The sequence below is a fragment of the Vibrio mediterranei genome, from assembly GCF_900088415.1.
GTDB lineage: Bacteria > Pseudomonadota > Gammaproteobacteria > Enterobacterales > Vibrionaceae > Vibrio > Vibrio mediterranei.
In genome coordinates this window covers 534,685-549,560 of the sequence record NZ_FLLQ01000002.1, presented here as the reverse complement: position 1 = coordinate 549,560, position 14,876 = coordinate 534,685, and the positions used below count along the sequence as shown (strand labels likewise).

The following is a 14,876-nucleotide window of genomic DNA, read 5'->3' as shown; positions in this document are numbered from 1 at the left end:
CCTCAAATGAGGGGTTTTTTATTATCCTAAATCCGTATCCTTCGGCCTTAATTGAAACTCTTCAATTGAGCCTATCTCTAAACCTAGGTCCAAACGTGGCGCGTTAATATGCGCTTTACCTTGGCTGTGCATGATCAGTCGATTGGCGGTTCTGGGTTTTAGCTCATTCACAACAAAGCGAATCATATCCGCCCTTGTAAGTGACTTAAGTTCAGCTAGCACCTTCTCTCGCTGGTTAAACTCAGTGTCTTTGTTGCCAATAGCAATCCATAGTCGCTGAGCTCGTCCTCGTAAAGTTGTATCAGGGGTTGAGATTTGATTCCAAAGACCTTTCTTACTGCTATGCCACTGGTAATCATTAAGTTCTAGTAACACCATATAGAAGGCGTTAAGAAATTCGTCGATTGAGCGAATCAAATCGTTGGGCGCTGCATTTGGCGATTGGACATACAATACAATACCAGGATGACGGTTAAGCGGCATATTACCAGTGCCAACCATATAGCCGAGCTGCTGCTTGGTACGAATCTCATGAAAGAAGGTGGCGGACATCAGGTGGTTCGCCAACGAGTACAGCGCAATGCTTCTTGGTTCAATATCTTCACACTGATAGTAAACCACGATGGCAGAGTCATCTTGGTCGCAGAATACTTCTTTTTGGAAACTGCCATTCTCCCCAAGCATGACCAAAGGACGCAGGCTTTCTTCGTATTTTTGATTATTCAGTCTAAGGGCATCTTTCAAAGTAGTGGCGATATCGAGTGCGCCTTGGCGATGCCAATCACCGTAGACAAACATCTCAATATGCAGCTCGGACAAAATAGACTGAACGAAGTTAGGTAGCTCGTCCACCTCGATAGACTCAAGAGCTTCGATTAGCACCGGATAAGGCGGGTTGTTTGGTTGCAATATCCCGGTCATCGCATTGAATAACTGTGAAATAGGACGATCTTTGGCCGTGTTGCGCCAGCTTCTCAATAGTTGCGATTTGATGCTTTCGAATCGGGCAGGATTAAACTCTCTAGACGCGAATCGCTTAAGAATCATTTCCAGTAGCTGAGGCTGTTTTTTACTGAATCCTGAGATGGACAGCGTGACACCACCTTGGTGTGCATACATGTCATACCCAAGACCAGCCACTTCAGCGGGGTAAGTTTCTTCAGACAATGAGTCGAGGAACATTTCAACGCATAAGCGAGTCTTGACAATGTTCTTGGGTGAATTGACAGAATGAGGACTATCGATAGCAATAAACACTACGCCTTTTGGGACGTTGAATTTATCGTCTTGTAGGTGCCACAGCCTAAAGCCGTCAAGGTCTTCAATTAGCTCAGGGTGCTCTCCATTGGACTCAACAGGGTAGGTCTTTAAATCGTAGTTAATAAATGGATTTTTCTCTGGCAATCCAAATGGAAGCTCAGAAAACGCAGGCAACTGATTAAAGAATGCTATCTGTTCGTCAGTAAAACGCGTTACAGAATAGGGCGTAAAATACCACTTCGCTTGTTGGTCGTAATGTTGCTCTTTAGCGACTAAGGTTGCTTTCAAATTGTCTGTGGTGAGATAGGAACCATATAGCTTCAATAGCTCTTCATCATAACCAGACATTTTATAGTCGCCGTAGACAATATCCTCTGGCAAATAGTTTTGCATGTTCATTACAAGGTGGCTAACGAGATCTAATGGGCGTGCAGGTTCTTGAAATTGGAACGCTGATTCGGTGACAGCCCTTTTTTCATCGTAGCGCCATTCATCCATGCCGTCAGACTTTATTAGCGCGGTAAACTGGAAAACGGCTTGGATGATCTCATCAACATGCTCTAAGCCAACAGGTGTTAAAGAGACGCTGACACTGAATTCGCGAAAGTTACTGCCCGACGCTCCACCACCAGCAGATAGCGAGGTAATCCACCCTTTGTTTTTAAGATAAAGCATTAAGCTGCCTTGACCTTCGTAGCCGAGTAAGTTGGCGAAGTATGACATTGGCTTTTGGTGATAATGCTGATTCGTGGCAGGTAATGGGAAAGAGAGAATCAGCTTGCGGATCTCTTTAATAGGTTCTACTTGAATTAGAACTTCGGTATGTTCTTTCGTCGTAAAAGGGACATCAACTACTTTGCCGTGTAATTGATTATTGCCCACATCGCTAAACTTGCTGGTAGCCCATTGCTCGAGCTCATCAAGTTCATGAGGGCCTATGAGTGCTAATGTCATAAGGTCAGCAGAGTATTGTTCTTTATGAAAACGAACAATTTCTTCGCGAATACTTTGCCCATTCCGATCACTCAGCGTGTCGATATTTCCGACGGAAAATTTAGAAAATGGGTGAGCTTGGTTAATGGTCTCTTTTTGGACCTGATACAAACGTCGTCCATCTTCATTCAGCTTTAGTTTGTACTCTGAATCTACCGCTTGACGCTCTTTGTCGAGCGCTTCCTCATTAAAAAGAGGGGCAGAAAAAAACTGGCTGAAACGGTCGAGACCTTTTTCAAAAGCGTTTGGATAAATATCGAAGAAAAAGCACGAGTGCTCAGTGCCTGTCCACGCATTATTTGAGCCACCATGTTGGCTAATAAAAGACTGGAATTCACCAACTTTGGGGTATTTGTCTGTGCCGAGAAACAGCATATGCTCCAGGTAATGAGCGAGCCCTTCACGATCATCAGGATCGTCAAAATGACCGACATTAACGGCCAGAGCGGCAGCCGATTTTTGAGCCTGCATATCTTGAATAAGCAGCACTCTTAGCTCATTGTTGAGAGTAAGGTAGCGATAGGAGCGACTATCATTAGGACTTAGATGCACTTATCTTCTCCAGATTAAGCGGAAGCTTGGACAGCTCAACCAAGCACCTGGCAACAAAAGCAATGTCTCACTATTGGTACTAACAGGGTTTACCAATACTTAAGTAAAATAATTATGACGTTAAATAAGAGACACGCAAAAACAAAGTTACAAATATTTTTAGACTACTTATTAAATTGTTAAGAAAGTCGAAGCCTTTAGCAAGTGAATTGATATAATTAATTTTTTTAAATAAGTATAGCTCTGTATCGATGGAACGATGAAGTTAACCATCAGTAGAAACAGGTAAACATATGAAAGTTTTTATAATGCGCCATGGCGAGGCCGTCCATTACGCACCTAGCGACGAAGAGCGAGCTCTGACATCTCACGGTAAAGAATGCTCGGTAATCGTTGCGAGAGCTTGCAAACAGCAAGGTTACTCGGAGTTTGACAAAGTGCTGGTCAGCCCATACCTGAGAGCACAACAAACTTGGGCTGCAATTAGTAGCGAGTTTAGTAGTAACGATGTGGTGACCTCTGACGATATTACGCCTTATGGTCAAGCGGAAGACGTGGTTGAGTATGTGTCAGCTATTGCTGAGTTAGAAAATCTAGAGTCAATTTTGCTGGTATCGCACTTGCCGTTGGTTGGTTACCTAACTGCCGAGTTTGTCGGTGATATCAGTGCACCAATGTTTCCAACATCAGGCTTAGTGTGCATTGAGTATGATGTGGAGAGAAGGCAGGGCGAAGTGCTCTGGCACATTCACCCTTAGGGCGTTACTTTTCTGGTATTGAAAGCAATACCAACAGAGCACCATCACCACCAAACTCGAGTGGTGCTTGGTGAAACGCCATTACGTCTGGATGCTGCGCCAACCAAAGAGGCGCTTTTTGTTTCAGAATGTGCTTGCCGATGCCATGCATAACGCAAGCACAATGAATGTTCTCTTTCACGCAATGAGCAATCATTGCGCCTAATTCACGTTTTGCTTCTTGTTGTGTCATGCCGTGCATGTCTAAGAAAACATCAGGTACATAGACACCACGACGTAACCTCTTTACTTCATACGTAGACACATCATCGCGAGCATAGCGCGTTGGTCCTTCATCGCTTAAGTGCGGAACAAACTCGTCCGAGAAGTAAAACTCTGCGTCTTTCGCTTCTCTATTGGTTCTTTTCGCTTCTTTTTGTTTCTTATTTCGGTTTGGCTGCTGGACTATGGTATCCTGTCGCAACTTTTTTACGCCTTGTACTGCGTCCCGGAATAGACCGAAATCATCATCGGTATTGTCGTCTTTCTGGCTCATTAATGGGAACAACTCATTAAATTAGGTTATTAGCAGTATTGTAGCGCTTTTTGGAGGCAATTTTGGATAAGATTTTTGTGGAAGAAGCCGTTTCTGAGCTTCACACATTACAAGATTTGATTCGTTGGACGGTCAGTCGTTTCAACGCAGCGGGTCTTTTTTACGGCCACGGCACTGACAATGCTTGGGATGAAGCGGTTCAGCTGATTCTGCCAACGCTGTACTTACCTATCGATGTGCCACCGCATGTTTTGAACTCACGCTTAACAAGTAGTGAGCGTCTTCGCGTTGTTGAGCGTGTGATTAAGCGTATCAACGATCGCACTCCAACAGCTTACTTGACTAACAAAGCGTGGTTCTGTGGTTTAGAGTTCTTCGTTGATGAGCGCGTATTAGTGCCGCGTTCTCCAATTGGCGAATTAATTGAGGCGCAGTTCCAGCCATGGTTAAGTGAAGAGCCGGTACGCATCATGGACCTTTGCACTGGCAGTGGCTGTATTGCGATTGCATGTGCACATGCATTCCCTGATGCCGAAGTAGACGCTATTGATATCTCTACCGATGCATTGGAAGTTGCAGAACAAAACGTTCAAGACCACGGCCTCGAGCAGCAAGTGTTCCCAATTCGCTCTGATTTGTTCCGCGATCTGCCAAAAGAGAAATACAACCTGATTGTCTCAAATCCACCATATGTGGATGAAGAAGATATGAATTCTTTACCAGAAGAGTTTACTCATGAGCCGGAGCTTGGTCTTGCGGCAGGGACAGATGGATTGAAATTGGTGCGTCGTATTCTTTCTAATGCACCAGACTACTTAACTGACAACGGCATTCTTATTTGTGAAGTGGGTAACTCCATGGTTCACATGATGGAACAGTACCCTCATATTCCATTTACTTGGATTGAATTCGAAAACGGTGGGCACGGCGTATTTATGCTGACGCGAGAGCAGCTTGTTGCCCACGCTGAGGAATTTGCAATCTATAAAGATTGATCGTTAACGAGATGACTTAAGACGCCGCAATGAGAATTGCGGCGTTTTTTTGTTTGGGGGTTTACAACGTCTGCCTTTGTCGTCACTATGAAATCACGAAGAACAGACAGGCATTGAACAAGCTCGGATATAGCTTGTTCTGACAGACAGAGGAAGTAATGGCAGGAAATAGCATCGGACAACATTTTCGTGTAACAACATTTGGAGAAAGTCACGGTATTGCATTGGGTTGTATCGTTGATGGTTGTCCTCCAGGGCTAGAAATTACCGAAGCCGATCTGCAAGTAGACTTAGATCGTCGCCGCCCAGGTACCTCAAAGTATACAACTCAGAGACGTGAACCTGATGAAGTAAAAATCCTCTCTGGGGTGTTTGAAGGACAAACAACAGGTACATCAATTGGCCTGCTGATTGAAAATACCGATCAGCGTTCTAAAGATTATTCGGAAATTAAAGATAAATTCCGCCCCGGTCATGCCGACTATACCTATCACCAAAAGTACGGGGTACGCGATTACCGAGGTGGTGGTCGTTCATCAGCTCGTGAAACCGCAATGCGTGTTGCGGCTGGTGCAATTGCAAAGAAATATCTTAAACAAGAATTCGGTGTAGAAATTCGTGCTTACTTATCACAAATGGGCGATGTGTCTATCGAAAAGGTCGATTGGAATGAAATCGAAAACAACGCGTTCTTCTGCCCTGACGTGGATAAAGTCGAAGCGTTTGATCAGCTGATTCGTGACCTGAAAAAGCAGGGTGATTCCATTGGCGCTAAGCTGCAAGTAGTAGCAACCAATGTACCAGTTGGCCTTGGGGAGCCTATCTTTGATCGTCTTGATGCTGATATTGCTCATGCATTGATGAGCATTAATGCCGTTAAAGGTGTCGAGATTGGCGATGGCTTTGATGTGGTAAACCAAAAAGGTAGCGAACATCGTGACCCTTTAACGCCTGAAGGCTTTTCAAGCAACCACGCTGGGGGCATTTTAGGTGGTATTTCTACCGGGCAAGATATCGTTGCGAATATTGCTCTAAAACCAACATCAAGTATTACCGTTCCGGGAGACACAATTACTCGAGCTGGTGAGCCAACTCAGCTAATTACCAAAGGTCGCCACGATCCTTGCGTGGGCATTCGTGCTGTGCCAATCGCGGAAGCGATGCTAGCGATTGTTCTCCTTGATCACTTACTGCGTCATCGTGGTCAAAACCACGGTGTAACGACAGAAACTCCGGTTATTTAGCTCGAATAAGCAACAGACTTGAAGCCTCGCAGTAACGCTGCGAGGCTTTTTTTGTACCTCATCACGTCTTGAACAATAAATGCTCAAAATTAGTGATGATATGAAATTAGTCACAATAATTTTAGGGGTATAGGGTCACACTAGAACTTCATCGAGAAAAGGAGTGCATTTATTGGACAGAAGGATCCGAAAAATGACTTGGAAGACGAGCTGGCGGGTAACCGCCGACTCGATGCAACTGTGCTTGTTTCCAATCATTTTAGGAGTCCATTATGTCTCAACATGAAATCAGAAATATTGCCTTTGTCGGTCAAACAGGAACCGGTAAAACCAGCCTAATTGAACGCCTGCTTTTTGAGTCCCATTCCAGCCAGCATCTTGGTCATGTGGAAGATGGTGACACCATCACTGATTTTGATGACCAATCCATACACTACCAGCATAGTGTTGAAGCAACTCCCGTTACACTCTCTTGGCAAAAACACCAAATGAATATTATCGATACTCCAGGACAAGCTGAGCTGCTTGGCCGCACTTTGAGTATCTTTCCTGCTGTTGAAACGACGGCATTGATTCTTGATGCCAGTTTACCAATTAACCAAGTGTCAGAACGCCTTTTCAAATTTGCTCAAGAGCAGAAAAAATGCCAAATGATCGTGGTGAACAAGATTGACCAACATACCGATAAATTGGTGGCACTCTTAGAAGACATTGAGCAACGTTTTGGCGCTCAATGTTTGCCAATAAACTTACCTTCCGATAAGCCCGCAGAGGTCATAGACTGTTACTTCGAACCTAATCCAGAGCAAGCGACCTTGTTTAGCGGAGTTGAAGATGCCCATGAACTGCTCATCGATCAAGTAGTGGAGGTAGATGAAGCCTTGATGGAGCTATACCTAGAACAGGGCTCAGAATTAACACCAGAACAGCTTCATGATCCATTTGAGGAAGCCTTGCGCACTGGGCATGTAATACCAGTATGTTTCGTATCGTCCGATACGGGGGCAGGTTGTGATCTTCTGCTTCGTACATTGGCAGAAATTATGCCAATGCCTGATGAAGGTAACCCACCTTTATTAGAGAAAAATGGCAAACGAGTATCAATTGACTGCGATAAACGTGACCACACGGTCGCACATGTCTATAAAATAAATGTAGACCCATACATGGGCAAACTTGCTTATGTCCGAGTTTTCCAAGGAGAGCTCACAACTGGTAGCCAGTTGTTTGTTGGAGATAGCAGCAAGGCATTCAAAGTGGGCCATTTGTATAATCTGCAAGGTAAAAAACGACAAGAAATTAGCAGTGCTAAAGCCGGCGATTTATGTGTACTTGTTAAGGTGGATGATCTGGAGTTTGATTCGGTCATTCATGACTCCCATGATGAAGATGGAGTGGCGTTCAAAACACTAAACTTCCCTGAATCCATGTATAGCTTAGCCCTGCGCCCCAAAAAACGTGGTGATGAGCAGAAGCTTTCTGATGTTTTGGCTAAGATTGCCGCAGAAGATCCGACACTGAAAATTGAGCATCGCACTCGTACCAATGAAACGGTCTTGAGTGGACAGGGTGAATTCCACCTCAAAATTGCGCTCGAAAAAATGCTTAAAGTGTTTAAGTTGGACGTTGAAACCAGTCAGCCAAGCGTTGAATATTTCGAGACCATTACTAAGCCAGCAGAAGCGCAATATCGTCACAAGAAACAAAGTGGCGGAGCTGGGCAGTTTGGAGAGGTTCAGCTAAAAGTAAAACCGCTAGCAAGAGGCGCAGGATTTAAGTTTGTCAATAAAGTGGTAGGTGGTGCCATTCCAACGGCATTAATCCCTGCTGTGGAGAAAGGCATTCAACAGGCCCTTGAAGAAGGGGCGATTTCCGGTAACCCAATTCGTGATATTGAAGTGACGGTTTTTGATGGCAAATACCATTCAGTAGATTCAAAAGAAATTGCCTTTGTTATCGCAGGTAAGAAAGCCTTTTTGCAAGCGGTTGAAGAGGCAGGTCCAATAGTACTGGAGCCGATTGTGGATTTAACACTTGAGATACCGACTGCGTCAGTAGGTGATGTATCTGGCGACTTGTCCGGTAATCGTGGATTGATTGTTGGCAGCGAACAGGGGGCGTTTGGTAGTACATTACTGGAAGCCAAGTCGCCAATTAACGAACTACAAGATTACTCGAGACGCCTCAAAGCACTGACGGGTGGCGAAGGGCGATTTAGCATGACGCTCAGCCACTATGAACCGGCACCGCCAACGATACAAAAGAAAGTATGTGAAGGCGCTGATTGATTCTGATATTTCCTAAACGATGAAAAAAAGCCCCGCACCTCGAATGAGGTTGCAGGGGCTTCCAACCGACGTTGTTGTTATTCTTCAAACGCTATAAGTTAGGATCTGTCACTCTCTTGTTGTGATTCTAGTTTAGTTGTAGTTTGGTCATTTTCCGAATCCGTGGCTTGTTCTTGCTGCTCCATCTCTGCGATTTGCTGCTCAAGTTCTTTAATTCGAATTTCTGCTTCAAGCTCGGCAACACGTTTTTCTGATTCGCTGCGCGTATCTTTGTCCAAGCTTTCGGCAAGGATCTCAGTACGCTCGGTTTCTCTCGCTTCTGCGGTATCTTTCATAGAGCCCGATACGCCACCGGCAACCGCACCCATAGTGCCTGCTTTTACTGCGACTTCAGGGCTACCAGTTAAAGCACCTGCTGTGACGCCAATAAGTGCACCACCGATGGCACCACGATTACGCGCTGCATTTCGATTCTCTTCCTCGCCATCCGTAGCCTTATTAGACGCGCATCCCGTTGCGAAAATAGCCATAACGATCGCGAGTACTTTTAAAGAATTAGACTTAAACATAGTTGAGTACCTATTGTGCGGCCACGAGCAAACGTTGCTGCGCAGCTAACATTTAATGTTGGTTGCTTTGGATGAGTCTTACTATAAAAGCAGAAGAGAGTAGGAGCGATAGAGCGGAGAAGATAGCTGATATTTACTTAGTAAATATCAGCTAAGAGAAAAAATGGTGTTGAATTGGGCTTAGTGGACGGCTTCTTCACTATCAAGGTGGAAAGAAGGCAAACGCCATTTAAACCGAACCGCTGCCATACGCAGGGTATAACCGATCACTAAGGTAACTATCGTTGTGGTCAAAGTGCTCACACCGTATTCTAGAAGAACAAGGTACAAACAGGCAGCGATGACGGAGATCGATGCGTAAAGCTCTTGGTGCAGTACCAAAGGTGTCTGACGACAAATCAAGTCACGCAACAAGCCACCAAAAACGCCAGTTACTAATCCGGAAACGATACAGATAAACGGGTGTAATCCCATGCCAAGCCCGACGTTAGTGCCAATGATGGTGAAGACAACAAGACCGAGTGCATCTAAACGAATGAACACCCCTTTGAACTTGATGATCCATTTGGCAAGCCCAGTAGTGAGAACTCCTGCCACACAAGTGATGGCGAGAAATTCAGGATGTTTTACCCAACCAAGAGGGTAATGACCAAGCAGAATATCGCGAACGGTACCACCGCCGATAGCGGTAGCACTCGCTACTAACATAACTCCAAACCAGTCCATATTGCGACGGCCAGCGCTCAGTGCGCCAGTCATTGCTTCGGCGGTAATCCCAATAATATATAAGACACTTAGCAACATGACACGATACTCGAAAATAAAAGATGCGCTAGTGTAGTGGCATAAAGGCGTTGTGACGAATGAAATATTATATAAAGGAAACGTTTTTCTGATTAATAAAACTAATGATACGACTTGTTCCCTCACCTCAAGACTTTACCTCTAGCAAAATTCCATAGACAATACGCCCCAATTGTTTTCGCTTAACTGTCACTATGCAGCATCAGTACCAAGATTTAATTACTATTTTTAACCAAACTTTCTATCAGGAATACAACACTAAGCTAGAGCTTGGTGGAGATGAGCCTATCTATTTACCTGCCGACGAAACAACGGAATATCATCGTATTGTCTTTGCACGGGGCTTTTACGCTTCAGGCTTACATGAGATTGCACACTGGTGTGTGGCGGGACCTGAGAGAAGATTATTGGAAGATTTTGGCTACTGGTATCATCCTGATGGGCGTACTCAGGAAGTGCAGAGTGAATTTGAGAAAGTAGAAATTCGCCCTCAAGCTTATGAATGGATTTTATCCGTCAGTGCGGGGTTCCCGTTTACCGTAAGTTGTGACAATCTAAGCGGCGATTTTGAGCCAGATAGAGTGGCGTTTATGAGTAAAGTACACGACGAAGTAATGGCAATACTTTCCGAAGGTATCCCTAAGCGGGTATTGGCTCTTTCTCAAGCACTAAGACAGTTTTATCAAACCCCTGAACTTAGCCGTGACCAATTTGCGGTTCGTTAGAGTAAACTAGGAAAAACCTAAACTATGATCATCGAATATGAAGAAAAACTTCTAGAGACCATTGATTCTCGCATCCAAGACGCATCCGAAGATGAGTTGTTTGCTGGTGGGTATCTTCGCGGCCACATTTCGTTGTCAGCGGCTTCTTGTGAGGAAGAAGGGGTAGTGGATTTAGCTGAGTTCAAAACTCGTATTCAGGCTAGTATTGATGAAGCGAAATCTGAATTGTCTCCAGCCGATAGAATCATAGTGAACGATCTTTGGGCCGAACTACAAGCCGCGATCTAATCTTGTTCGAAAAAATCGATTGATTTGATTGGTTTTACTCGCTTGTTGAAAACGATGGATAGGTTAACCTTTAAACAACTTCTTAAAACGTTGTCACTAATAAGGAACTTGTCATGAAAGTAATCGCATTCGGAGCCAGCACGAGCAGCACTTCTATCAACAAAGCATTAGCTACTTATGCTGCAAATCTGATCGAAGGCGCGGACGTTGAAGTACTCGATCTTACCCAGTTTGATGTGCCAATGTTTAGCGAAGATAAAGAAAAAGAAATTGGCCAAGCAGAAGGGGCCAAGGCATTCTTAGCGGCTATTCATCAAGCTGATGCTTTGGTGGTGTCTTTTGCTGAACATAACGGCCATCATCCAGCGGCTTATAAAAACCTGTTTGACTGGGCAACGCGCATTGAGCGCGAAGTGTTCAAAGGCATTCCGGCAGTTTATTTAGCTACCTCACCGGGTCCAGGCGGAGCAAGTAACGTTCTTGCGGCTGCGGTTAACTCTGCACCTTATTTTGGCGGCAATGTTAAAGCCACAGTCTCAGTGCCAAGTTTCTACGACAACTTTGACTTGGAAGCGGGAAGTCTGCGCAATGCAGAACTTGCGGAGCAAATTCAAACTGCTGTTAAACAGTTATAAGTAAAGGCGCCAATTGGCGCCTTTTCTCTATCAGATCGTCTTATATTGATTTAAAACTCGTATGCTGCTGAGATTTTAATGTTACGTCCAGGCTCATAGTCGTCCAACGTAAATCCTCTTGCAGTTCCAGAGCGTGAAGCATGAGAGACGTACTGCTCATTAAAGATGTTATCAATACCAAAGGTTACCGAAAGCTCAGGCGTTTGGTTAGGAACCCATTGTGCGTAGAAATTGTGAACATTGTAACCTTGCTTAATAGGCGCTCCATCCTGAACGTTCGTTTCATCAAGTACCACTATGGATGTCCATCCAATTAGCGTATCAACGGCAAAAATATCATATTCCAAGGTTACGACAATACTATCCCCAATGTCCGCACTGCGTCCTGCAGCGTTGACTACGGGCCCACCGTTGGTCAAATCTTTGTTGTCCGACTTGGAGTATGATGCTTTCGAGCGGAATGCTTGATAGCTGTATGTAGCGCTTAGCTCAAAGCCGCGGTATTGGGCGTCGCCTTTGTTGTAAATGTTGTAAACATATGGGCGACCACTACCTTCTGCGACGATATAGTCATCTATACGAGTATTAAATAGAGTTAAGTTACCGCCAATAAAGTGTTCCGAGATATGTCGATTGAACTTGAGTCCACCTTGAGCGTTGTAACCTGTTTCTGGTTTGATATCGTCGGACAAATAAGCCACATCCTGATATCGAATAAAGGTCTCTAACAGTTCTGGTCCTTTAAAGAGTGTTCGCCCACTGGCAAATAATGTCCATCCATCAACAAATTCCCAATCTGCTGCCAAAGCCCATGTGAAGTCAGAAAATGTCTTGTCGCTGGTTGTGGCTTCACGTCTATAGTTGTCGTAACGACCTCCAAGCGTTACTGCAAACCTATCTGTAGCATAAAACTTGTCTTCGATAAATGCAGCGCTGGAAATAGCGCTTTCATCCATAAATTCGACCCCACCGTAGGCACTTTTTGACTGTTTGTCGACATAATCGACACCGTAAGTGAGTGAGTTGTCGAAGCCAAAGACCGGTAGTTGAGATTGCACTTTAGCGTTGAAGCCCTGATTACGGTTTTCAGCGCTATTGTTGAAATGTCGGTTGCCCGGCCAGCGCCCACTGATGGCGCTCTCATCGCGCTCTATCTTGGTTTTACTGTAAAACGCATTTACCCGACCTATATGTTTCTCTTTGTTGAGTTCGTAATTAAGCGTAATGGTATTGCGGTCATAAGTTGTCGGAATGAGATCGTCCTGAGTGAGCCCTATATTGGCGTTTCCACCCATATCAGGGCGAGGGTTGTAATCACCTTTGTCACGATAGTAGTCATAAGCCAGTTCAAAGCGGTGTTCGTGAGTGGGTTCAAATCCTAGTTTACCCAGAATGTTATAAACATCACCTTCGGAGCCATAAGTTTGATTACCATCACCATCTTTAAAATTACCACGGCTTACACCGTGGCCGTATACCATATAATCAACTTTCTCTGACATCAGTCCATAAAGAGTTAGCGAGCCTTGCTTACTGTTGTTGTCAGCATAGCCACCAAACACACGGGCGCCAAACTGATCAGAACCTCGAAGCAAATCCCGTGCATCTTTCGTTTCAAAATAAACCGCGCCACCGATGCCACTTTGAGTAACAGAGTTATTGCCAACTTGAATGTCTACTTGTTTGATGATGTCAGGGTTGAGTGTCAAGTTACCGATGTGATGGAACATATTCGCGTGCTGCGAAGCGCCATCTAAACGAATATCTAAATCAGTTTCACCAAATCCGCGAATATTAATCCGCTGGTTTACCGAGTGCGTACCGCCAACATCGACACCGGGTATATCTCGTAATAAGTCGGACATATGATCGGCTTGGCGTAGTGACATATCTTCAGCAAACACTGACTCCGAGCTACTGGAGACTTTTGCTCCCCAGACCACAACGGTTTCTTCAAGTGGAGTATTTTCGTTATTGACAGCGGTATCCGCTAAAGATTGGGCACTTACTAAAGCAAGAGCCACCGCTAAGCTGGTTTTAGATAAGTCGTGATAGGGCTTTGAGAGTAGACAAACATTCATAAAATTAACCAATGATGTAAATGATAATAATTTGCATTTATGATAAGTTTGTAATTTGGTCGTGAATAGCAAAAACAATTATGAGAAATCGTCCAACAGTTATGAATTTTATAAAGAGGAATGGCAGTGGAATTGGCCAATAGTGCTTTTAAGAAAGTGGTAATGACAAAAAGAGTCGCTGACAACGACCTTGAGGCGATTGTTAGTGAGACACCTTCCCGACGTTCGCAATTGGCTAGAGGGGTGTTTATCTCACACCCTTCTACTATTGAGGAAGGGTATATTCTTCACGGAGGCATCAGTGAAGAATTAATGAATACCAAAGTAGTTTCCGTCGCTACGCCAGCTCTTATTGTTACTGTGCTACTCGAGGGGAGGCTCAGCTTTGGGTACGATGACCTCTGTTTTGATTTATCGGTAACGAATCAATCGCAAGCGATAGCGGTTAATCTGACGAAGCCCGCAAGTTTTCGAAGAGATATCATCAAGCAATCGACATTAAAGAAAATTAACATCTTGTTTTCTCACCAGTGGTTGCAATCTAGGCTGGGGAGCGGGTCTTGTGCACTGAATCAATTTCTCAATACTCATAAGGCACATATCGACGTTCATTATTCTGAAGAATTGGATCGGATAGTTCGTAGTCTTATTGAACCAAGACAAAACAACAACTTTAATGACACGATCTCAAGAGATATTGCGACATTGCAGTTGGTCAAAATCGTCACGGATGAAATTGAGCGACGATTACCAATCTCCAACTTGTCACAACAGAAACGGCCGGACAGTGTGGCGCAGTTGATTAAACACATTGAGTACAATTTAGATCAGGATCTAGGTTTGGAAGAACTCGCTAGGTCGATGGCAATGAGTGTTTCTAAATTACAAAGAAAATTCAAGAATCAGATTGGCATGACGGTCATAAGTTATGTGAGAGCGCGCAAGTTAGAGCGCGCTAAGCAGTCTATTGAACAGAGTGGGCTATCCATATCCGAAGCTGCATACGAAGCGGGCTACCATCATCCTTCTAATTTTACCTTAGCGTTTCGTAAGCACTTTGGGCATTGCCCGTCCAAACTGATAGTGGAAGAGATCGAATAAGATGGAGCAACGAATCGTGATGGTCTATCAATATTCACGATTTCATTT

General features: G+C 44.4%; 13 protein-coding genes. 8 read left to right on the top strand and 5 right to left on the bottom strand.

Going from position 1 to position 14,876, the window contains the following annotated elements; genetic code table 11:
• Positions 1-21: 21 nt before the first annotated feature.
• The gene (locus tag VME0621_RS08580) at positions 22-2,805 is read right to left on the bottom strand and encodes an insulinase family protein (protein ID WP_062457892.1); all 2,784 of its coding nucleotides are present in this window, start codon (positions 2,803-2,805) and stop codon (positions 22-24) included.
• A 293-nt stretch (positions 2,806-3,098) separates the two neighbouring features.
• On the opposite strand from VME0621_RS08580, the gene sixA reads away from it, so the two are divergent.
• Positions 3,099-3,563: a phosphohistidine phosphatase SixA gene (gene sixA, locus VME0621_RS08575; RefSeq protein WP_006070005.1), complete on the top strand. Its 465-nt coding sequence runs from the start codon at positions 3,099-3,101 to the stop codon at positions 3,561-3,563.
• Positions 3,564-3,567: 4 nt separating this feature from the next.
• Here the strand turns inward: sixA and smrB are convergent, their stop codons facing one another.
• Complete coding sequence (gene smrB, locus VME0621_RS08570) at positions 3,568-4,098, bottom strand: endonuclease SmrB (protein ID WP_031493271.1); 531 nt, start codon at positions 4,096-4,098, stop codon at positions 3,568-3,570.
• Between the two features lie 62 nt (positions 4,099-4,160).
• Here smrB and prmB point away from each other — a divergent pair, with 62 nt between their 5' ends.
• The 3 genes from prmB (at position 4,161) to fusA (ending at position 8,625) form a co-directional block, all read left to right on the top strand.
• Positions 4,161-5,093 carry a 50S ribosomal protein L3 N(5)-glutamine methyltransferase gene (gene prmB, locus VME0621_RS08565; RefSeq protein WP_006070007.1) on the top strand — a complete coding sequence of 311 codons (933 nt, stop codon included), beginning with the start codon at positions 4,161-4,163 and terminating at the stop codon, positions 5,091-5,093.
• A 158-nt stretch (positions 5,094-5,251) separates the two neighbouring features.
• Positions 5,252-6,337 carry a chorismate synthase gene (gene aroC, locus VME0621_RS08560; RefSeq protein WP_062457889.1) on the top strand — a complete coding sequence of 362 codons (1,086 nt, stop codon included), beginning with the start codon at positions 5,252-5,254 and terminating at the stop codon, positions 6,335-6,337.
• 272 nt (positions 6,338-6,609) lie between these two features.
• On the top strand, positions 6,610-8,625 hold the full coding sequence (gene fusA / locus VME0621_RS08555; RefSeq protein ID WP_006070009.1) for an elongation factor G: 2,016 nt from the start codon (positions 6,610-6,612) through the stop codon (positions 8,623-8,625).
• Positions 8,626-8,723: 98 nt separating this feature from the next.
• Here fusA and VME0621_RS08550 read toward each other — a convergent pair whose 3' ends face one another.
• Together VME0621_RS08550 and VME0621_RS08545 are read right to left on the bottom strand one after the other, a co-directional pair.
• The gene (locus VME0621_RS08550) at positions 8,724-9,194 is read right to left on the bottom strand and encodes a YMGG-like glycine zipper-containing protein (RefSeq protein ID WP_062457886.1); all 471 of its coding nucleotides are present in this window, start codon (positions 9,192-9,194) and stop codon (positions 8,724-8,726) included.
• A gap of 180 nt (positions 9,195-9,374) precedes the next feature.
• Positions 9,375-9,998, bottom strand: coding sequence for a trimeric intracellular cation channel family protein (locus tag VME0621_RS08545; protein ID WP_006070011.1), 624 nt, complete (start codon positions 9,996-9,998; stop codon positions 9,375-9,377).
• Positions 9,999-10,192: 194 nt separating this feature from the next.
• On the opposite strand from VME0621_RS08545, the gene VME0621_RS08540 reads away from it, so the two are divergent.
• The 3 genes from VME0621_RS08540 (at position 10,193) to VME0621_RS08530 (ending at position 11,646) form a co-directional block, all read left to right on the top strand.
• Positions 10,193-10,723, top strand: coding sequence for an elongation factor P hydroxylase (locus VME0621_RS08540; RefSeq protein ID WP_006070012.1), 531 nt, complete (start codon positions 10,193-10,195; stop codon positions 10,721-10,723).
• A gap of 24 nt (positions 10,724-10,747) precedes the next feature.
• Complete coding sequence (locus tag VME0621_RS08535) at positions 10,748-11,011, top strand: YfcL family protein (RefSeq protein WP_062457883.1); 264 nt, start codon at positions 10,748-10,750, stop codon at positions 11,009-11,011.
• A gap of 113 nt (positions 11,012-11,124) precedes the next feature.
• On the top strand, positions 11,125-11,646 hold the full coding sequence (locus VME0621_RS08530; protein ID WP_038229419.1) for an NADPH-dependent FMN reductase: 522 nt from the start codon (positions 11,125-11,127) through the stop codon (positions 11,644-11,646).
• Positions 11,647-11,696: 50 nt separating this feature from the next.
• On the opposite strand, the gene VME0621_RS08525 is transcribed toward VME0621_RS08530, so the two are convergent.
• A complete protein-coding gene (locus tag VME0621_RS08525; RefSeq protein ID WP_062457880.1) occupies positions 11,697-13,727 on the bottom strand; it encodes a TonB-dependent siderophore receptor in 2,031 nt (676 codons plus the stop codon).
• Positions 13,728-13,853: 126 nt separating this feature from the next.
• Here VME0621_RS08525 and VME0621_RS08520 point away from each other — a divergent pair, with 126 nt between their 5' ends.
• A complete protein-coding gene (locus VME0621_RS08520) occupies positions 13,854-14,828 on the top strand; it encodes a helix-turn-helix domain-containing protein (RefSeq protein ID WP_197498252.1) in 975 nt (324 codons plus the stop codon).
• Positions 14,829-14,876: the final 48 nt, after the last annotated feature.